This window comes from Acidimicrobiales bacterium (assembly GCA_040219085.1).
In the GTDB taxonomy this organism is placed as follows: Bacteria; Actinomycetota; Acidimicrobiia; order Acidimicrobiales; family JAVJTC01; genus JAVJTC01.
This window is the reverse complement of sequence record JAVJTC010000002.1, coordinates 1-19,779: the sequence shown is the minus strand read 5'-3', so window position 1 is coordinate 19,779 and position 19,779 is coordinate 1. Positions and strand designations below refer to the sequence as shown.

17 protein-coding genes and 1 other RNA gene are annotated in these 19,779 nt (G+C 66.9%); 10 read left to right on the top strand and 8 right to left on the bottom strand.

Annotated elements, in window-relative coordinates:
* Positions 1 to 96 precede the first annotated feature (96 nt).
* The 4 genes from RIE08_00140 to RIE08_00125 are packed head-to-tail and all read left to right on the top strand — an operon-like array spanning position 97 to position 3,970.
* Positions 97 to 1,656: an FAD-dependent oxidoreductase gene (locus RIE08_00140; protein ID MEQ8715995.1), complete on the top strand. Its 1,560-nt coding sequence runs from the start codon at positions 97 to 99 to the stop codon at positions 1,654 to 1,656.
* Entirely contained in the window at positions 1,653 to 2,033 is a 381-nt protein-coding gene (locus RIE08_00135) for a hypothetical protein (GenBank protein MEQ8715994.1), read from the top strand. Before RIE08_00140 ends, RIE08_00135 begins: the two co-directional genes overlap by 4 nt.
* Positions 2,030 to 3,472, top strand: a complete 1,443-nt coding sequence (locus RIE08_00130) for an FGGY-family carbohydrate kinase (GenBank protein ID MEQ8715993.1) — start codon at positions 2,030 to 2,032, stop codon at positions 3,470 to 3,472. The genes RIE08_00135 and RIE08_00130 overlap by 4 nt, the downstream gene beginning before the upstream one ends.
* A gap of 48 nt (positions 3,473 to 3,520) precedes the next feature.
* Positions 3,521 to 3,970: a nuclear transport factor 2 family protein gene (locus tag RIE08_00125; protein MEQ8715992.1), complete on the top strand. Its 450-nt coding sequence runs from the start codon at positions 3,521 to 3,523 to the stop codon at positions 3,968 to 3,970.
* Positions 3,971 to 3,983: 13 nt separating this feature from the next.
* Here RIE08_00125 and RIE08_00120 read toward each other — a convergent pair whose 3' ends face one another.
* The 4 genes from RIE08_00120 to RIE08_00105 form a co-directional block, all read right to left on the bottom strand.
* Complete coding sequence (locus RIE08_00120; protein MEQ8715991.1) at positions 3,984 to 5,261, bottom strand: DUF222 domain-containing protein; 1,278 nt, start codon at positions 5,259 to 5,261, stop codon at positions 3,984 to 3,986.
* A 186-nt stretch (positions 5,262 to 5,447) separates the two neighbouring features.
* Positions 5,448 to 7,328, bottom strand: coding sequence for a DUF2207 domain-containing protein (locus RIE08_00115; protein ID MEQ8715990.1), 1,881 nt, complete (start codon positions 7,326 to 7,328; stop codon positions 5,448 to 5,450).
* A gap of 4 nt (positions 7,329 to 7,332) precedes the next feature.
* Positions 7,333 to 7,890, bottom strand: coding sequence for a LemA family protein (locus RIE08_00110; protein ID MEQ8715989.1), 558 nt, complete (start codon positions 7,888 to 7,890; stop codon positions 7,333 to 7,335).
* A 50-nt stretch (positions 7,891 to 7,940) separates the two neighbouring features.
* On the bottom strand, positions 7,941 to 9,506 hold the full coding sequence (locus RIE08_00105) for an amidase family protein (GenBank protein ID MEQ8715988.1): 1,566 nt from the start codon (positions 9,504 to 9,506) through the stop codon (positions 7,941 to 7,943).
* Between the two features lie 33 nt (positions 9,507 to 9,539).
* On the opposite strand from RIE08_00105, the gene RIE08_00100 reads away from it, so the two are divergent.
* Positions 9,540 to 10,502, top strand: a complete 963-nt coding sequence (locus tag RIE08_00100; GenBank protein MEQ8715987.1) for a DMT family transporter — start codon at positions 9,540 to 9,542, stop codon at positions 10,500 to 10,502.
* A gap of 25 nt (positions 10,503 to 10,527) precedes the next feature.
* On the opposite strand, the gene RIE08_00095 is transcribed toward RIE08_00100, so the two are convergent.
* Positions 10,528 to 11,277 (bottom strand): hypothetical protein, encoded by a 750-nt coding sequence (locus tag RIE08_00095; protein ID MEQ8715986.1) that lies wholly within the window; start codon positions 11,275 to 11,277, stop codon positions 10,528 to 10,530.
* A 68-nt stretch (positions 11,278 to 11,345) separates the two neighbouring features.
* On the opposite strand from RIE08_00095, the gene RIE08_00090 reads away from it, so the two are divergent.
* Positions 11,346 to 11,801, top strand: coding sequence for a nuclear transport factor 2 family protein (locus RIE08_00090; protein ID MEQ8715985.1), 456 nt, complete (start codon positions 11,346 to 11,348; stop codon positions 11,799 to 11,801).
* Positions 11,802 to 11,813: 12 nt separating this feature from the next.
* On the opposite strand, the gene RIE08_00085 is transcribed toward RIE08_00090, so the two are convergent.
* Positions 11,814 to 12,485 carry an isochorismatase family cysteine hydrolase gene (locus RIE08_00085; protein ID MEQ8715984.1) on the bottom strand — a complete coding sequence of 224 codons (672 nt, stop codon included), beginning with the start codon at positions 12,483 to 12,485 and terminating at the stop codon, positions 11,814 to 11,816.
* Between the two features lie 74 nt (positions 12,486 to 12,559).
* Between RIE08_00085 and rnpB the strand changes: the two genes are divergently transcribed.
* Positions 12,560 to 12,912, top strand: an RNA gene (gene rnpB, locus RIE08_00080) — RNase P RNA component class A.
* Between the two features lie 89 nt (positions 12,913 to 13,001).
* Positions 13,002 to 14,048: a tyrosine-type recombinase/integrase gene (locus RIE08_00075; GenBank protein ID MEQ8715983.1), complete on the top strand. Its 1,047-nt coding sequence runs from the start codon at positions 13,002 to 13,004 to the stop codon at positions 14,046 to 14,048.
* Between the two features lie 71 nt (positions 14,049 to 14,119).
* Here the strand turns inward: RIE08_00075 and RIE08_00070 are convergent, their stop codons facing one another.
* Positions 14,120 to 14,542, bottom strand: a complete 423-nt coding sequence (locus tag RIE08_00070; protein ID MEQ8715982.1) for a hypothetical protein — start codon at positions 14,540 to 14,542, stop codon at positions 14,120 to 14,122.
* Positions 14,543 to 15,540: 998 nt separating this feature from the next.
* On the opposite strand from RIE08_00070, the gene RIE08_00065 reads away from it, so the two are divergent.
* The gene (locus RIE08_00065; GenBank protein MEQ8715981.1) at positions 15,541 to 15,996 is read left to right on the top strand and encodes a recombinase family protein; all 456 of its coding nucleotides are present in this window, start codon (positions 15,541 to 15,543) and stop codon (positions 15,994 to 15,996) included.
* 222 nt (positions 15,997 to 16,218) lie between these two features.
* Here RIE08_00065 and RIE08_00060 read toward each other — a convergent pair whose 3' ends face one another.
* Positions 16,219 to 16,824: a hypothetical protein gene (locus tag RIE08_00060; protein ID MEQ8715980.1), complete on the bottom strand. Its 606-nt coding sequence runs from the start codon at positions 16,822 to 16,824 to the stop codon at positions 16,219 to 16,221.
* Between the two features lie 1,029 nt (positions 16,825 to 17,853).
* Between RIE08_00060 and RIE08_00055 the strand changes: the two genes are divergently transcribed.
* The gene (locus RIE08_00055) at positions 17,854 to 19,560 is read left to right on the top strand and encodes an SIR2 family protein (GenBank protein MEQ8715979.1); all 1,707 of its coding nucleotides are present in this window, start codon (positions 17,854 to 17,856) and stop codon (positions 19,558 to 19,560) included.
* The last annotated feature ends 219 nt before the right edge of the window (positions 19,561 to 19,779 follow it).

The window sequence follows — 19,779 nt, the reverse complement described above, 5'->3', positions numbered from 1 at the left end:
TCGTGCTGAGGGGGGTCACACCGACATCGCCAGGCTTAGCACCCCCGAGCGACAACGCGCCAAGACGATCACCGGCCGCCCAATAGGATGCGGTCGGTGGCACCGGAGCAGCTGCGCGGCCCGCGCCGATTCGACCGCTCGACGATGCTCGCGGAGCTCGCCGATCGGACCTTCGACGTGGTCGTGGTCGGAGGCGGGCTCACCGGCGCGGGCGTCGCCCTCGACGCCGCATCACGTGGTCTGCGCACCGCTCTCGTCGAACGCGACGACTTCTCGTCCGGCTCGTCTGCACACTCCGCCAAGCTCCTGCACGGCGGACTACGCCACCTTCCCGATGGCGACCGCCGCCTCATCACCACCGCCTTCGGGGAGCGCCGACGACTGCTCGCCAACGCCGCCCACCTCATCGAGCCCCTCGCGTTCGTCATGCCCTCACGGGGCGTGGATCTGGGCTTCGCTCGCACGGTGGACCGGATGCTGTGGGCCTATGGCCTGTTGGAGGGACGCCGTGAACACGGCCACCGGCACATCGACGCCGCGGAGGCTGCTGCGCTGTTGCCGGTACTGCGGGACCTCGACGGCGGGTTCCTGGTGGACAACGCCGTGATCGATGACGCACGCCTGGTCCTCGCCCTCGTGCGCACGGCGTGTCTCGACCACGCCGCGACGGTGGTGAACCACGCGGAGGTCGTCGGCGTCGAGCACGGTGCCTCGGGCCGGGTGGCGGGAGTGCGCGTCCTGGCCGACGGCGACGAGTTCACCGTGGCCACCCGCGCCGTCGTCAACGCGGGCGGCGTCACCACAGGCGAGATCGCCCGCCTCGACGGCTCGGTTCCCACCACCCACCAGGAGACAGACCGGGTCACCCACGTTGCGGTCTCGGCCTCGTGTCTCCCGTTCGAAGCGGCGACGGTGCTTCCCGGCCTGCCGGCTGTCGCAGTGGTCCCGTGGGGTGACGTGGTGCTGCTCGGGCCGGTGGCGGTCCCGGCCGACAGGGTTCCGCCCGAGCGGGCCGGTGTCGAGGCGATCCTCGAGCGCGTGCGGGAGACGACCACCGTCTCGCCTGGCACCGACGACATCAGGTCCGTCACGTCAGCACTGCGGCCCCGACGGCGAGCGCGCCGTGCAACCCCTGTTCGTTCGGCGACCGGGATGGTCACTGTCTCGGCTGCGACGCTGACGACGTACCGGATGGTGGCTGCCGACACCGTCGACGCCGTCGTACACCAATTCGCCGACGACCTGGACCGTTGGGTGGTCCGTCGCTGCCGGACGGCCGACCTCCCGCTGCGCGGGACTGCAGGACACGACGACGTGATGACCGATCCCGCGCTCGGCGCAGCCATCTCCGGACGGCTGGTGCGCCGCCACGGCGGAGAGGCGGGGGCCGTCATGGCCATGGCTGCCGCGGACGGCGGCGAGAGACTGACCGACCGGGCTCCGATCCTGACCGCCGAAGTTCGCTACGCCGCCCGCTACGAGATGGCCCGCACCGTCGCCGATGTTCTCGACCGTCGAACGAGGTTGCGCATGACGGATCAGGGTGCGGCTGAAGCGGCAGCCGATCGCGTGGCCATCGTCCTGGGCGAGGAACTCGGCTGGGATGCGCCCCGGGTGCAGGCCGCCGCCGACGACTACCGCACCGTAAGGCTGTGAACCTTCCCCGTTTCGAGACCCGCGCCCTTGCGATCGGCGCCGCCGTTCTGCTCGCGCTCGCCGTGCCGGTGGGTGTTGTCAGCGTCCTCGTCGCCGACGAGCTCTCCTCGTCGGCGTGGGTCGCGGTCCCGTTCGCCCTGATCGTGGCCGCTGCGGCGCTGTCCGGCGCTGTCACGGCGCGGCGGGCGATCAGTGCCCCGACGCTGCACGCGGGCGCCGCCGCTGCGCTGGCGTACCTCGTCGTCGTCGTCGTCGCTGTGATCAGATGGGCGGCCGACTCCGGCGAGGTCACGTGGACCGGGGTCTTCGCCGGTGCCGCCGTCATCGTCAGCGCCGGGGTGATCGGCGCACTCTGGGGAGAGAGGAAGCGGACATGAGAGTTCTCGTCGTGGATGTCGGTTCGAGCGGCGTGCGCGCCGCGACCATCGGCGAGGACGGTCACGTCCGTCACGAGAGTCGGCGGCTGACACCGCCCGACGTGCCGTTCCCCGGTCTCGTCGAGATCGACGCCACAGCCCTCGCGCAGGCCGCGCTCACCACGGCGACGGAGGTCCTGGGCGCGGATGGCCCCGTCGATGCCGTCGGTATCGCGTCCCAACGGGCCTCGACCATCGTCTGGGATCGGGCGACCGGCGAACCCGTCGGGCCGGGCCTCAGCTGGCAGGATCTGCGCACGGTCGGCGAATGCCTCACGTTGCAGGGCGAAGGGCTGCGCCTCGCTCCGAACCAGTCGGCGACCAAGCTGGTGAACCTGCTCGACGCCCACGACGCCGAGCGCACCCGGGACCTCTGCTTCGGCACCGTGGACACGTGGGTGGCCTGGACCCTCTCGCAGGGGGCGGTCCACGTCACCGATGCCACGAACGCCGGTGTCACCGGCCTGGTCACCGACGACGGTGACCGCTGGGACGACGCTGCGCTCGCCACACTCGACGTTCCGCGCAGCGTCCTCCCGACGATCGTCGACTCGACGGGCATCGTCGGCGAGGCGTCCGCACTCCCGGGCACTCCGCCGATCGCCGCGCTGGTGGGCGACCAGCAGTCCTCCCTCATCGGCCAGGGCTGTGTGCGACCCGGCCAGGCGAAGATCACCTTCGGTACCGGGGGAATGCTCGACCTCGTGGTGGGCGAGGCCCGACCCTCGTTCAGCCACCGCGGCGACGCCGGCTGTTTCCCCATCGTCGCGTGGCAGCGGGACGGCACGATCACCTACGGCGTCGAGGCGATCATGATGGCGGCCGGAACCAACGTGGACTGGCTCGTCGAGGACCTCGGCCTCGTCGACACCCCCGCCGATACCGCCGCTCTCGCGACATCGGTTTCCGACGCGGAGGGCGTCCTCTACGTACCGGCGCCGCTCGGGCTCGGGACGCCCAGGTGGGATTTCGGCGCGCGCGGCACCCTTCTCGGGCTCACCCGCGGCACCACCCGGGCCCACATCGTCCGGGCGGTACTCGAGGGGGTAGCCCAGCGGGGCGTCGACCTGATCGAGGCCGCCGAGGCCGACGGCGGGCACCCGCTGTCGACGGTGCGGGTCGACGGAGGCATGTCGCAGAACCCCGTATTCGTGCAGGCTCTGGCCGATGCCGCGGCCCGGCCCGTGGAACTCTCCCCCGGGCCCGAGCGGACGACGAACGGGGCCGGGTTCCTCGCCGGGCTGGCTGTGGGCATGTGGTCGGACCTCGACGAGATCGGTGACCTCTGGCAACCCGCCGCGGTGGTCGAACCGTCCGGCGCCTTCGACCGTGAACGGTGGCGCGATGCCGTGTCCAGGGCGGCCCGGTGGCACCCCGACCTGTCCGCGTTGGAGTTCTGAGCCCCCGCGTTCAGCACACGGGCGAATGGTTCGCATAGTCTCGGCACCATGAGCGCACGCGAAGAGATCATGACCCTGATCAACCAGTACGGCTTCACCATCGACACCGGCGACCTCGATGGCTTCGCCAGCCTCTTCGAGCACTCCGAGTGGACGGTGGAGGGATCGCCTCCCAACCACGGCAAGGACGAGGTACTCGCTGCGATCGCCGGGGTGCAGATCTACGGCGACGGAACCCCGAAGACGAAACACGTCACCGCCAACGTGGAACTCGACATCGACGAGGCCGCTGGCAAGGCGTCGGGGCAGTGCTACGTCGCCGTCTTCCAGCAGACCGACGACTTCGCGCTCCAGCCGATCTTCATCGGTCACTACTTCGACGAGTTCGAGAACGTCGACGGCGCATGGCGTTTCTCCAAGCGGATCATCCGCTATCCGCTGGTCGGAGATCTGAGCGCGCATCTCTCCACACCCGGCGACGTCGTCTCCGGGGCCTGAGCACGCGCCCACCTCACGCCGTCCGAACCGACGGCGCGCGGTCCCGACCGCGATGCAACCGAAGCTTCCGTTCTCTCATCTCGACTCGTCGCTTGCGGTGTCGGACAGCGTCGAGCCGCTCAGGCCGGGCGGTCGAGACGAACGATCGGACCCCGTCGGGGTGCGAGAACACGAGCGAGTCGTTCGGATCGCCGCTGACCGTCCATGGGCCACCCCGGTCGGCCGGACCCTCGTGCACGAGGTGGTGGTGATGCCAACACAGCCCGACGAGGTTGTCGGTGTCAGTGGTGCCGCCCCGGGCCCAGTGCTCGATGTGATGGATGTGGCGGATGCGCCGTTTACACCCGGGGAACCGACAGTGCAGATCCCGGTGCTCGACTACGCGGCGCAGCCACGCCGGGATGGTCCGGGTGGCCTCGACTACTCCGACGACGCCACCGGCGGTGTCATGGTGTACGTATTCGACCCGGGAGTCGCACAGAAGCCGTAGGACTCCCTCCGTGGGGATCGATCCCTCGCCGTCCGCGGTCACGCCGCAGCCCTCGTCCCCACGCGAGTCCTCATCGGCGCCGGCATCTCGGAGGTGGGCGTCGAGGACATCCGCGTCCGCATGGATCACGACGGTTGCGAGATCCACATGAGCATCGGCGCCGAGGGAGTTGGCCGCCCAGTCGACGATGGCGTCTGCGTGACGGGACTCGGCGGGGGCCCACGTACCCGTCTCGGCGTCAGGACCCGCTGTGTTCGCGTGGCGCTCGAGCGCGACATCCACAGTGGCCGCGTCCTCGTCGGGAAGAAACATGGAGTAGTGGACTCCACCGAGATCGGCAGAGCGACGGCGGCGCACGCGGCGGTGACGCTGCGCATCCGCCCGGTCTCGGCGCCGTACGCGTCGCCGGGACCTGGCCATCGTCTCCAATTGGTGCACCGAGCACCCCACCAGTTCCTCGGCCAAGCCGGCGTCGGTCTCGGGCGTGGCGAACTTCACGATCACGCTGATCTGGTCCCAGGACAGACGCCCTTCACAGAACGCCGCCCGCAGGCACGGCAACTCGGCGAGCTTCGCTCCGACCCGGTGCCACGCCCGGGCCTTCTCTGGCGCACAATCACCGAGGGCGACGACCCACGACGCCACGTTCACAGCGCCGTCTTCTCGCCAGTCCTCCTCGGCGTCGGCCGCAGCGATGAGATCCATCAGTTCCGCGTGGACCGAGTTCCAGAGGGCGAACATCTCTCGGATCGCCTCGACACGCGAGTCCGGGGTGCACGACCGGTACTGCTCCACCGACATGGCACTCCCCTCGCTCTACTCACGCTCACCGGTTCGAGGATCCCGCAGGGGGATCGAGGGGAAGAGGTCGGATCGTCTCCGGTGATGGAGGTTCCCCGACTGCTTCAGCTCACTCTATCGAACGTGTGTTCGCAGCGCAACCCCATGGAGCAGGAGATCCGAGTCGGCGTCTCACCCGGGCCACGACTACCACGCACCGCCTCCACCGCCTCCGCCTCCCCCACCGCCGCCACCGGAGAAGCCTCCGCCACCACCCGAGGAGCTCGGCGGGTTGAACGCGCCGGACAGGGCGCTGGAAAGGCCCGCAAAGGCGTCCGAGCTATGGCCACCGCTCGTGCCGTGGTTGGCGTACCAGTAGATGTGGCTCTGTTGCTCCACCTCGACCGGCGCGTTGATCCGTGCGGCCGCCAGCACCTCGTCGGTGACGCCGAGTGCCGCGCCGTAGACCAGATAGTCGTCCCAGAGCGCGAGTGAGACCGGCGGCGCCTCCTCGAGGCGGCTGAAGTCCCGCAGATAGCGCCGGAAGGCCTCCCAGCGCGCCGCGATCGCGGCACCGGCGACGGTTCGACGGGCCCAGCCGCGCCGGACGAGCGCGAACGCGCCGAGCAGCACGAGATTCGTGACACCGGAGGCGACGAGGCCGGCCCGCATGATCGTGAGCGGTCCCCTCGACAGCCAGATGTCCACGACGAACCACAACAGGGCGTGTCCGCCCACCAGGAGGCCGGCGGAGACGAGAAGCACGATGCGTCCGTCCTCGACCAGCAACTTGCGGCGCCGTAGGGCGCCGGACACCGACCGCTCGAACGCGTCGTACGTCTCGGCGTTGGCCGCGGCGTCGTCACGGATGCGCTCCTTCAGGCGGCTGAGCGGCTGGGGCCCGTCATCGAGGACCCGCTTCATCGTCGTGACGACGCGGCGTTCGTGCTCTCGCAACTGGCGGTCTACGTCACCGAGGGACAACTGGAGGTCGGTGATCGTCTCGGTGCGCATGCCGAGCCACGTGGCCTTCTCGAAACTGACCGGCTCAGCGACCAGTACACCCTGACGGATCAGGTCGAACAGGGTCGCCACCCACGCCTCGACCCGCACCTTCCCCTGGCTGAGCAGCGCCGACACGAGCGCCGGCTCGAGATCGGTGGGGGGCTCCTGTTCATACTCGCGGTCGTACTCGACCCTGGGTTCACGGCCGTGGCGGACATACACCCACGCAATCACCGCGAGCGCCGGGACGACAGCGAGCAGCGCGGCGATCCACACGGCGCGGCGGCCCAACTCGGCGTCGCGTTCGGCCTGCGCTGCGAAAGCAGCCTCCTGGTCGAGCACCGAGGCGAGGCCGTCGCCGACAACCACCTTCGCCCCGTCGGTCGAGGTCAAGGACGAACGGGGGAACGTGACCCGCAACTCGACGAAACTGTGCGAGCCGATCCCGTCGGCGCGCAGCGTGGGAGACACCCCGTCGTCGCCCAACGAAACGGACCCGTTCACGCTCGCCGGGTGCCCCCAGATACGGACGTCGCCGGACTCGTGGGAACCGGGCAGCGTCATCGACGCGTCGAGCAGGCCGAGCCCTGTCTGCCACTCCCCTCCCCAGACCTGCAGGTTCACGTCGACGATGTCGTCGTAGGCGACGGCAACACCCTCCAGCACGTAGGTGACCGTGAAGATCCTGAACTCGTCGAGCGCCCGGTAGTGCCAGACCACGCGCACGAACGATCCCAGGTCGGCCACTCCGTACGTGCCGGGCGCGTCGGTGGATCCGAGGACCGTCGACGCACCCGGTTCGTACCGTTCGCCGCCCTCGGAGACCGAGACCGACGTGACGAACTCCCCCGCCCTCACCGGGATGTCCCGGTAGGCGCCCTGGAAGGAACCGTCGAAGGCGAAGGTGATGGTCTCGGTGACCGTGAGCGCCCCGTTCTCCTCCACGACGACGTCGACTGTCGCCGACGGCAGGGTGAACGACTTGTCCTGAGCCGCGGCCCCCGGGGCCAACAGCACGGCGAGGGCAGCCAGGACGACGGCCCCGGCGGCGAGCAGTGCACCGGTCCGTCGAGCCGCCGTCACAGGTTCAGAACGAGACGTCGGGGGCCTCGTCGATCGCCGGTCCGAAGTCGAAGTAGGGCCTGGTCTCGAATCCGGTGAGCGAGGCGACGATGTTCGTCGGGATGGTCTCGACCCGGTTGTTGTAGGTGAGGACCGTGTCGTTGTGGATCTGGCGGGAGATGGCGATGCGGTTCTCGGTCTCGGCGAGCTCCGCCTGCAGGGCGCCGAACTGCTCGCTCGCCCGCAGCTCGGGGTAGGCCTCGGCGAGCGCGAACAGTTGACGCAGCGCCGATGTGAGGACGTTCTCCGCGTCCACCTGCTCCTCGATCGTCCCGGCCGCCTGGGCCTGGTTGCGGGCGCGGATCACGGCGTCGAGCGTGTCCCGCTCGTGGGCCGCATACCCCTTGACGGTCTCGACGAGATTCGGCACGAGGTCGTAGCGGCGCTTGAGTTGCACGTCCACCTGCGCCCAGGCGTTGTCCACGCGGTTCCGGCCCCGGACGAGGCCGTTGTAGGCGAACACGAAGAACGCGAGCAGAACGACGACGACCGCAACGACGACGATCACGATGACGATTCCCACGGGTGGAGCCTATTTCGCGGGCCCGCCCGGCGCGGCGACCCCGGGCGTGCTCAGCGCCCGGGCGACCAACCGTGGGCCAGCTCGTAGGAGCGGGCCGCCGCCACGACCCGGTCGTCCTCGAAATGGCGGCCGATCAACATCACGCCGACGGGAAGGCCGTCGGCTTCAGCAGCCGGGATCGACAGCGCCGGGTGACCGGTCATGTCCATCGTCCTCGTGTTTCCGACCATCGCCAGGCCCCGCAACACGGCGTCGGCGAGACCGAGATCGGGCTGGTGTTCGAAGGCGTAGTGCGTGGCGGTCGGCATGACGAGCAGGTCGTGGTCCTCGAGTGCCCGGTCGAATGCCAGCGTCACCTCACGACCCAAGTTGCGGGCCTTCGCGTACCAGGAACCGGAGAACCGCTCCTTCATGTACGTGCCGAGGGTGAGGACGAGCTTGAGGGTTGTCGGCAGCGATTCCGCGTCCACAGCCAGCGCCCGGTCCAGGTGCACGGCGACGTCGGCGTCGTGCCATCCGGCGGCGCCGTAGTCGATGCCCCGGGCACGGGTGGTGGCCGCCTGCCCCTCCACGAGCCACACGAGGTAGGCGAGGTCCGAGCCGGTGCGGTGCTCGGGGATGCTCACCGACTCGACCGTCGCCCCGAGGGCGGCGAACCGTTCGATGGCGGCGCGCGTGGCGTCGGCCGTCTCGCGTGTGCCGTCGGGGACGATCTCCTCGTCGACCCAGCTGAAACCCTCCTCCACCACACCGATGCGCAGACCGGACAGGTCGGTCGTCGCGGCCGCACAGGCACCGGCGAAGTCCAGATCGGCACCGTGGCCGCACTGGCGGGGATCGGACCAGTGGGGCCCGGCGATGACGTCCATGACCTCGGCCATCGTGGTGGCGTCGTTGGTGAGCGGGCCGACGTAGTCCAGCGAGCGGTCCATGCCGACCACGCCCGTGTAGGGCACGAGCCCCCGGGTGGGCTTGAGGCCGAGCGTCCCGCACCACGATGCGGGCAGACGGATGGAGCCGCCCTGGTCCACGCCGAGGGTGACGTCGATGCCGTCGTAGGAGAGCGCGGCACCCGACCCGCCACTCGAGCCCGCGGCAGTGCGGGTGTGGTCGAACGGGTTGAGGATCGCCCCGAAATCGCCCGACTCTCCCCCGGCCGACCACGCGTAGCCGTCCATGTTCAACTTGGCCACGACCTTGCCGCCCGCGCCGAGGATGCGCTCCACGACGACGGCGTCGGTGGAGGGGATGAACGTCTCGAACATCCGTGACGCGAGGGTCATCGGCACGCCTGCGACGGCGATGTTGTCCTTGAGGCCGAACCGCTTTCCCGACAACGTCCCCTCGTCGCCGGTGTGCACGTCGCACCAGCGGATGACCGCGTTGAGGGGATCGTCGGCTGGAGTCCCCCTTCGGCCGGGGTCACGATGGGCCGGAACCGGCGCCCGCTCAGCCGGAGTGAGGCCGGCGAACGCATCCAGTAGCGGTGCCATCGCGCCGACGAGTCGCTCGTACTCGGGCAGGTCGGTGTCGGTGATCTCGAAACCGGCCAGCGCCGCGAAGTACCGGATCTCCTCCGGGTCCAGATTGCCCACCATCTCGTTCCTCCACGTCACGAAAGTGTCTTGATGCGACACTAGTGTGGCGGCGTGACAGCGACCGACAGCGGCGGCGACGCCGCAGCGAGTACCCCGGTCCAGACGACCGGCACCGGCGCCGTCGGCCGAGCCGCCCCGACGCCCGTTCAGGTCCGCCTCGGCTACGGGGCGGTCATGGCGGGCATGTTGATGTTCAGCCTCGGGCCGGTGCTCGCCGCCGAGGCCGAACTCCAGGGTCTCGCGGTGGCGTTCTGGCGGGCGTGGATCGCGTGCGCGTTCTTCGGGCTCGTCGCTGCGACCAAGGGAGCACTGGGCTGGCAGGCGATGCGGTTGTCGGCGTTCCCGGGCATCTGCTTCGGCCTGTCGATCGGCCTGTTCTTCGAGGCGGCTCAGCGCACGAGCGTCGCGAACACAGCCCTGATCGCCGTGCTGATCCCTGTGCCGATGCTCATCGCCGCTCGATTCGTCTTCAGCGAACCGGTCGGACTTCCCGATGCGGGCTGGTTGGCCATCGCCCTCGGCGGGGCCGCGTTCATGATTCTCGTCGCCGACAACGGGGGCACCTCCGACCCGTTCGGTGACTTCCTCGCCGTTCTCTCCACGTTCGCAGGCGCCGCCTACTTCGTGCTCGGACGCCGGGCCCGTCAGAAGGTCGACACCGTCCCGTTCATGGTGGGGATGATGTTCTGGGGAGGCGTGGTGCTTACCCCGCTGACATTCGCCGCCGGCCAGGACCTGATCACCACCGACGGGACCGAGTGGCTACGGATGATCGCCATCGGACTCATTCCCGGAATGGGTCACCTGTTCATCAACTACTCCCACGCGAGCGTCCCCCTGGTGATCATGGGTCTCGCCCAGCTGCTGATCCCGGTGGGCGCGACGTTCATGGCGTGGCTGTTCCTGGATCAGGACATCACGGTCGCCCAGTTGGTGGGGATCTGTATCGTCCTCGCCGCTCTGGCGGTCCACACCGTCTACCGCTCGCGTCTGCCGACCCCCGCACCAGGCTGACGACGAGAATCTCCGGGACATCGCCTCACGTCTGTGCGACGAGGTAGTCCCAGACGGGCCGACATCGCCGGGGAACCGGTCGGTCGCGTCGATCGTTGGTGACGAGAGCTCCGTCGTGGAAGTCGCGCACGGCGTCCGGGGAGCGGAGGCCGAGATCGCGGCACAGCGCGGCGGCACCCTCGAAGAGCCGATCGAGGTCGCCGTCGAACCGTAGGAGTGGAAACGTGGACCGTCGGTGCTCCGCGCTCAGAGCCTCGTTGTGGATGCACCACAGTCCGAGGGCCCAACGCCGCGCGACGACCGGTGCGCGCCGAGCCACCCGGGGGAACCTCGGTGCCCGTCGCCGCGCGAGCGAGAGCGCGACCGCCCCCGGATGCCGGTAGATCCCGACGGGACGAAGACGGCCCCCGAGCCGCTGTCGCCACATGTCCAACATCAGGACCGTTCGCGGATCCTTGAACCCCCAGGTCTCGCCGGCTGCGTCCATGGCGGCGATGATGCGGTCCAACTCTGCGATCGTGTCGTCTCTCCAGAGGACCCGCGCCGGCGGATCGTGCCACGCACCGCCCGAGTCGGAGAGGACCCTGTCGTGGAGACTGACGATTGCGGACATCTCACGATTGCCGCGCTGGTTCCAGTAGTTGTGCTCGTCCACCTCGCCGAGCGACAGCCCCGCCTCGGAGAGGGTGCCGGCCAACCAACTGGTACCGCTGCGGTGCATCCCCAGCACGGCGACGACCGGCGGCCCTTCGGGTTGGTCGTGCGCCGCAGACATCGGGCCGCCAGAGTACAACTCCACCGGCCACCCGCCCGCCGTCGACGATCTTCACCTACTGTCACGGCATGAGTTCACGCGACGAGATCATGACCATGATCAACCAGTACTGCTTCACGCTCGACACCGGCAACAAGCGCGGCATGGCCGAGTTGTTCGAGCACGGCGAATGGAATGTGGAGGGCGCACCGCCGTGTCGCGGCACCGAGGAGGTACTCGCCGCCCTCGCCCACGTGCGGATGTACCCCGACGGCACCCCCCGCACCAAGCACGTGACCACGAACGTCGAACTGTCGATCGACGAGGAGGCGGGCACGGCCACCGCCCAGAGCTACTGCACGGTGTTCCAGCAGACCGACGAGTTCCCGCTACAGGCCAACTTCGTCGGCCACTACTTCGACGACTTCGAGCGCGTCGACGGCACGTGGCGCTGGAAGAAGCGCCTCATCCGCAACCCGCTCCTCGGCGACTTCAGCGCCAACATGACCGACGCGGGCGATGTCGTGCCCGGGGCGTCCAGCTGACGCAGTCCTCGCTCAGAGAGCGGCGAGGAACGCGGCGCTGGGGGCGCTCGCGCCCAGGGGGTTGATGCGGAACGACTCGAGGGTCGCCTCAGTGCGGTCGGCGGACACGTCGGCGACGCAGTCGGTAAGGACGAGGCAGTCGTAGCCCCGGTCATTCGCCTCCCGCAGGGTGGAACTGACGCAGCAGTCCGCCGTGGTCCCCATGACCACGAGGAGATCGATACCGCGGTTGCGCAGCCGCAGATCCAGGTCGGTCGAGTAGAAGGCGCCCTGGCCGGGCTTGTCGATGATCCATTCACCGGGGATCGGGGCCACCTCTTCGACGATCTCGCCGCCGGGTTCCCCCCGGATCAACAGCCGGCCGTGCCGACCCTCGCTGCCGATCGGGTGGCCTCCCGCGATCGAACGGGCGACCTTGGTCGGTGGACAGTCCGAGAGGTCGGCGTGGTAACCCTCACGGGTGTGGACCACGAGCAGACCTGCGGCCCGGGCCGCGGCGAGGACATCGGCGACGGGTCCGAGTGCGGTACGGATGTGAGCCGTGTCCAGTCCGAGCTCGGCGAAGTAGCCGTCGGGCGCGCAGTACTCGACCTGCCAGTCGATGCTGAGAACCGCGCACCTGGCCGGGTCGAAGTCGCCGAGGATCGGCCATTCGTACTGTTCGGCGGAGATCCTGCGTGTCACGGGCACAGTTCACCACACTCCGCTGCGGCCCCCGGAGCGCTCGGCGGCCGGGGCGGGCACACTGTCGGTGACGGTGAGTCGGCCGGGTGACCGCGGCACTTCGGTGTCGAGGAAGGTCGGGGCTCCACAGGGCAACGGTGCTGGCTAGCGGCCAGTCGGGGCGACCCGCAGGAAAGTGCAACAGAGAGCAGACCGCCGATGGCCCGGCAACGGGCACAGGTAAGGGTGAAACGGTGCGGTAAGAGCGCACCAGCACCCCGGGCGACCGGGGTGGCTATGTAAACCCCACCGGGAGCAAGGCCGAGTAGGAGGTATGACGGCCCGTCGGCACCGCGAGGTGCAACCTCCAGGTAGGCCGCTCAGATGGATGGTCACCCAGGGCCCTTCGGGGCCTGGACAGAACCCCGCCTACAAGTTGGCTCACCGTCACCAGCTTTTGGACAGACACCTAAGGAGGGGGGAAGGAGACTTCCCCTCTCTTTGGGCCATGTTTGGTCGAGTCCAGGGAGCTGTCCAATGCCATCGGATGCGCATCGCATCAACGTCCGTCTCGCCCGCGAATACCTCGCTTGGCAGCGCGACACGAGGAACCGATCCCCCGAGACTCTGGTGGCCTACACGGCCACGCTGGAGAAGCTCCTGGCATGGGTAGACGACACGCCCTTCGCCGCCGCATCGGTCGCCAGGTTGGAAGGTTTCGTCAACCGTCCCAGGCAGCGCCGTGACCGCGGCCACCCCGTAGAGGGACCCGCAACGGGAGCACCCGCGACACGGGCACGAGACGTCACCGTGATCCGCAGCTTCTACAAGTACCTCCAGGACCGCGGCCACATCGGACACAACCCCGCTGCACTCCTCACAGCCCCCAAGATCACCAACACCCACCCGAAAGCCATCCCCGACGACATGTGGCGCGCCGTGTGGGCGCACCCGTCGCTCGATGACACCGAGCGAGTCGTCCTCGGCCTCGGATACTTCTGCGGGCTACGACGAGCAGAGATCGTGAATCTGAGGCCAGGACACGTCGACCTCGACAGTGGCCGCCTCATCGACTTCCCCCGCAAAGGCGCCCTGCGCGACGTGATGCCGCTGCGCTCCCCCGTCACCCTGATGGCCGAACGGCTACCCCAGGTCGTCCCTGGCGGACCTGAGAGCTTCCTGGAGCCGCTGAGGAGGGAACGAGCTGCACGAGACGACGCGCCGTACTTCCTCGCTTGGGGCGAGGAACTCGGCGGCGAGGAGATCCCGAACCTCAAGGGGAAGACGAGGCTCGAGCCCTACCCCGACGGCTGGACTCCGCCCTACATCGTGAACAGGCGGCTACGAGGCATCCTGCGGCGCAACTCGCTGCCAGCAGGCGCCTTCACGCCGCACCAGCTTCGACACTCGTTCGTCACGAACCTGCTGCGAGCCGGCGTGCCCCTGCACGTCGCCTCCCGCATGGCTGCGCACGGCGACATCGCCACGACGATGCGCTACGTCTCAACGAGCATCGACCCACTCGCCGACTTGATCGGAGTAAGCGAGCATCTACCCCGTGTTCAACGCTGGCCGGCGTCCTAGAACACCCGAGTGACGGAAGCGCCTGGGGTTCCGTGCAGCAAAGTGCCCAGGCCCGTCGACCACTCCCGCCTCTAGTCTTGGGAGCCTCCGGCGTCGATCTCCGCAATTCGTTGCCGCAGCTGTTCGGCTCGGTCGATCCCCAGATCGGACGCCGTAAGCCACACGGTGTCACCAATCGAGCGCCATCCAGTGTTCGAAGCTTCTCCCCACCTCCCGACAAGCTCCTCGACTACACCCGCCAGAGAGCGCCGCCACGGACTGAACTCCGCCCCTTCAATCTCGCCGGCCTCGACGAAACCCTCGGCGAGGGCGACTACCGCCAGGCCTATTGCTGCCAACTCGGAGACGGCATCGTCGCCCGCGTTCACTCGACATAGCCGACTCATCTCGCCAAGGCTGACCCAGTCAGCGGCGACATTCACAAGGAAGTCCTCGTACAGGGTCAGCGAGTCCCAACCGTCGGTAGACCAGTCTGAGGAATCCTGCTTGTCCATCTGGCTCAGCCTCCAAGACCGTTGGGAATCGTGACATTGCGGAAGCCGGGTCTTTCAACCTCGATCGTCGGTCCGCCTCCGTTGGGCTCGGCCAACGAGGGGCCGTCGAAACGAGCACCGCCGCGATCCAGACAGCCCAGATCATAGAGAAGCCGATTCCACCCAGCCTGGGACGACTCCAGATCACCCTGCGCTCGGGACAGAAGGACATCACACGCGAATCCCCGTCACAACTCAACTCGCAGCACGGCCACAGCATCAGGACACTGTCCGCAGCATCAGGACGCCATCCGGCTCAACCACGCCAAGAGGAGAGTCGCAATGGTCAGCAATAGTGCCGCCATCGCCGCAGTTCGAGCACCACGCTCCCCGTCGAAGAATCGACGCACCGCGGTCCCCCACACGAGCGCCGCTGGAATCACCGCAATGGGCGCATCAACGGGAATGCAATCTGTGCGCCCGTGGCATTCGATCGCTACATAGGACACGAAGAGGACGAAGCCTGCCAAGAGCGATGACTGCCAGAACTCACGACTGGTCTCGATGGGATTCCTCCGTGCCGATGAACGTCGCCGGCAGGAGACGGCCAGGCTCTCCGCCAGCCTCAGGTCGCAGATCCTTCTCCATGAGCGTCGCCACGTCAACAACACGGATCGAGCACAAGGCATCACATTCTGAACACAATCTGGCTGCGAATGGGTCCCATCCGATGGATGGACCCCCCGCCACCCCCCTATCCCTCCCCCCTAGGGCCCTGCCTCGATCCATCCGGCTGATTCTGGTCCGCCGCTCGGCTCCGTCAAGGTCGTTCGTCCTCGCTTCGCTCCGGGCGCTCCACCTTGACCGCGCCTCGTCGGACGGACTCAACAGCTGCGGCCAGGAACCGAGGCCGACGTCTGTCCAGGCACACCTGACAGTCCCGGCTGAGATGCCATCAAAGTCAGCTCGTGGCACGCCGTCCTAACGGCGCGCCACCCAGACCCAGAGGGACGACGCCGATGAGACTCGCCGCCTACATCCGAGTCAGCTCAGAAGGACAGGTAGAACACGGGTATGGCCTGGACATCCAACGCCAAGCCATCGAGACATGGGCCAACAACGAGGGCCACGAGATCGCCGTGTGGGCCGCGGACGAGGGCGTCAGCGGCTCCAACGGCTTCGAGACCAGAGAAGGCCTCTACGGGGCCTTACAGGCCGTCTCAGACCACGCTGTGGACGGCGTTGTCATCTACAGTCTTGATCGTCTCGCACGCAAGCTCACTGCTCAAGAAGCAGCACTCGCAAAGGTGTGGGACTGCGGCGGACACGTCTACTCGATCGAACAACACGGGCTCATCCCCGAGGATGATCCCGATGACCCGATGCGCACCGCAATCCGACAGATGCGCGGCGTCTTCGCCCAGCTCGAACGATCAATGATCACCAAACGCCTCAGAGACGGCAAACGCATCTAGGCCGCCGAGGGCGGACACCTCGGAGGGTCCGCCCCCTTCGGCTACGACCTCGACCCCACAGGCAACCTGACACCCAACGACACCGAACAAGCCACCATCGCCAGGGCAGCCGAGCTACGGGCCCAGGGCCACAGCCTGCGGGCAGTGGGCCGGCGCCTCGACGCCGAGGGTCTTCCCCCCAAGGAAGGCGGCAGCTGGCACCACAGCCGCCTCGCCAGCGCCCTAGGTCGGGCGCGGCAATCGTTGAACCTCGAATAGCGCCTTGTCAGCGATCTGACGAGTCGCACAGGTCGGTACAGGCACCTGGTGCTCGATGCACTCCATCACAAGCTTGTGGATCAGCTGATAGCTGGGCGCGCCTTGGACGTTGTTGCATGCCAGCCCTCGCATCGACGCGAACGCTACGAGGTCATCGCTGAGCCTCGGCAGGCGCACAAGACTCAGCGGGCGACGACCGTCCTCTCTGTGGAAACACTCGACCAGCCCTGCGTCTTGCCAGCGATCGAGGCACCTCGAGACGGTCCCGTGGTTGATGTCCCGCTTGAGCTGGCCCGACAGTTGGCGAGCAAGCTGTTGATTCGACTGGACCCTCAGGTAACCAAGGTCGGAAGATCGGCGGCCAGCCATATCCAACACCGCACAGAAGACCTCACGCTGCCTCTGGCCTTGGAGCGTTCCCGACCACGCACGGCCGTGAGCCTTGGCGACCTTGCCGACCGTGATAGTCGGCAGCAGGTGCCGCCACTCCACGCCTGCCGCGAACTCCTTGAGCAGCTCGCGCATCGTCTTGAGCTCGACCAACGCGTACTCGTCGCCAACCTTATCCATCCGAATACCAGCATGGACTACCGAAAAAGTGCACACAACTTGAAGGAGCGACATGCCCTCTGACCTGCGGGTTTAGCGATTTGGGACACCCCCACGTAGGCAATAGGAGCCTGCGGGGGACGCGAGAGAGTTCGTGGAGCAACAGCGACACGAACGAACGAGCAGGGGGATGCCGGGACAGCGAGTCTCCACAGACGAGCGAATCCGGCGGTGGTGCGCCCAGCAGGCCGCACACCGCCTATCAGCTCAGTCGCATTCGACTGCAGCTGCTTCCTGTCCAGGCACACCTGCTTAAGGAGCAGTCTACCGCCGTGGCCGACAGCGCCAACGGCGGTGAACGCAATGGCCAGATGGAGAAGACCATCCTTCGCTGCTGCGGTCGCACGGGTGGTCGGGCCCGCTCGGCCGACCACCTGGCGCGGAACCCGAAAGCGCCGTTCTGCCCCTGTCCTGGCACAAACACTCTCTTCCCGAGGAGCGTCAACTGGTGTGTGGCAGTCGAGCATCGACCTCGGCAAGGCAGATACCCCACGAAACACCCTCCGTATCAATCCGCTCGTAGTGTCCGACACGCCAACCGACCACCACGCTGCCACTATCAGTGGCGTCTATCTCACTGTTGGTGGGCACATCGCATCGGACCTCCTGAGGCACAAGAACTCGCCTGGACGGAGCACGATTCAGGCCACTGGCCGGACGCATGAAGGGCAGTGCGTGCGATCGTTCACAAGGAGGACTTGACGCCATCCAGGGGGATGGACCCGAGTCCCATCAGCCGAAACCAGCAAGCCGATGCGAGTCGCCGGGCCGCTGGCGGCGTCTGGCTTGCCCTCAAGGCGCCTAGGACGGCCCTGTGAGCCCTGCTCCGCCATCGATACGGCCCAATCTCGACGGACGAGCGCTGCCCTACGGGGCGCCCTCGCAGCTGGCTCACAGCCGTGCAGCGCCGCATCCGCGTCACATCGCCGTCACTGGTCATGAAAGAGCATCGAGCAGCCCCCTGGTGGCCCCACACCTAGACTTCGTTCGATGGCGAGACGCGCGCAACGTAGCCCCACGCCCGACGGCATGAATCGCTACTACGATGAACTCCCCGACCAGCTGTTGCAGCTCGCGGCCGAACGTCGTCTCATCCCATTCGTGGGAGCAGGGTTTTCCGCAGCCGCGGGCTTGCCGAGCTGGGAAGGGCTACTCCGTCGTGTTGCCGCCGACCTAGATGAGTGCGAGATCGCGTTCGACGACCTCCTCCAGTCCTGCGACAACGACCTTCTTCGTGCGGCCGAGTACTTGTATCTAATCGTCGACCGCCAGATCGGACCAATCCGCCATGCGCTTGAGAAGGCGCTTCTAGCAGTGAACTCCGATCTATTGTTCGGCCCCCACGTTGAGCTTGTGAACCTGCAAGCACCCCGAATCTACACGACTAACTACGACGACCTCATTGAGCAGACCTATAGGACCTTGGGTCTAGACTATTTTCAGATCACCCGACCGCACGATCTTGTGCTAGCCGACGACACCAGGACTCACATCGTCAAGTATCATGGCGATCTGCGCCACGAAGACACCCTGGTTCTGACGGAGAGTAGCTACTTTAGTCGGCTTGACCTTCAATCTGCTTTGGATCTGAAGTTTCGCTCCGACCTACTTGGCCGTTCAGTTCTCTTCATGGGATACGGACTTCGTGATGTAAATGTACGTCTGATCTGGTTCAAGCTCGCCCAGATGTTGGCTGATGTCGCACCCGATGATCGCCTGCCTGCCTTCATCGTGCGCACGAAGAGCAATCCAGTAATCGAACAGCTGGATCGCGCCGCGGGCCTCACGACAATCGTCATCGGTCAACCCTACGATTTTATCCATCCGCCCGACCGCACTGCTGAATACTTGGGCATTGCCGAACGCGTGCAACAGGCCACTTCGAACCCTCTCGGCCATTTTCTCCGCATGCTAAGCCTATGTACGACAGGAATGGAAAGAACTTGGTCTACCGACGAGCCTCAGATGTCAAACGCTGGCATCTCGAACCTGTACGCCTCCACGGATGTCGTACGCTCCGCTTGCTCCCTAGTCTCAATGCTGCAATATCCAGATCGGAACACTCGAGCTGGCCATCTCGCCGACCTTCCCCCGACAAACGTCATCACGGAGCTAGCGAGAAAGCGGATCCCAGAGCGAATGAAGCAGCCTATTCTGACCGTTATCGAAGAGCTGGTTCGCAGCCTAGACGGTGCTGTCGGCGGTTGGATCTCGGATTGGGTCGCTTTAGTAGAGCGGTGCCAACAGCTGGGCATTGAGCGGACTACTGAGCTCATTGCTGGGATTCTGCTCGACAACCACGGCCGACAGCTGCTTCAGGAGGCGAACCTTGACTGGGAGGCCGCCTGGAGGGGAGGCATCGGAGGCGCTGCCGCAGGCGCGATCCTCATGAAGTGTGAGGAGGAGTTGACCAAGCTCCAGTTCATGCGATTCACGGACCGCGACGCAGACACCCTTGCCGCTTGCATTGACTTAGCCATGCGAATTCGAGATGGTGGGCTCTTGGTGGCACAGGAGGACGACCCTCTCTCTCATCATCAACTGCTTCAAGAGCGGGCCGATTCCATCATTTGCGAGGCGCATGCGTTCTCTACCGAGTTGGGCAATGCTATTGATGGCTACACTCCGCCTGTGACCACCAAACCCGAGCCGCGAGAACTCGCGTCCGCTGTAAGGCGACCACAGCCCGGCGGGTAAGCAGTCGTCTGACAGACACGCCTTGAAGCAAGGCAGAAAACATTGACTTTGGACGCCGCCCGTCGGAGGAGGTTTCCTGGCTCATCGGATTCCTGCGGGGGTGAGGGTGTCGAGTAGGTCCCAGTTGGGCTTGCCGGCGTAGAGGAGGGCTCGGATCCGGTAGTTGCGGAATTTCCGGAATCCGAAGCCGATGCGTTTGATGCGCTTGATCAGGTTGTT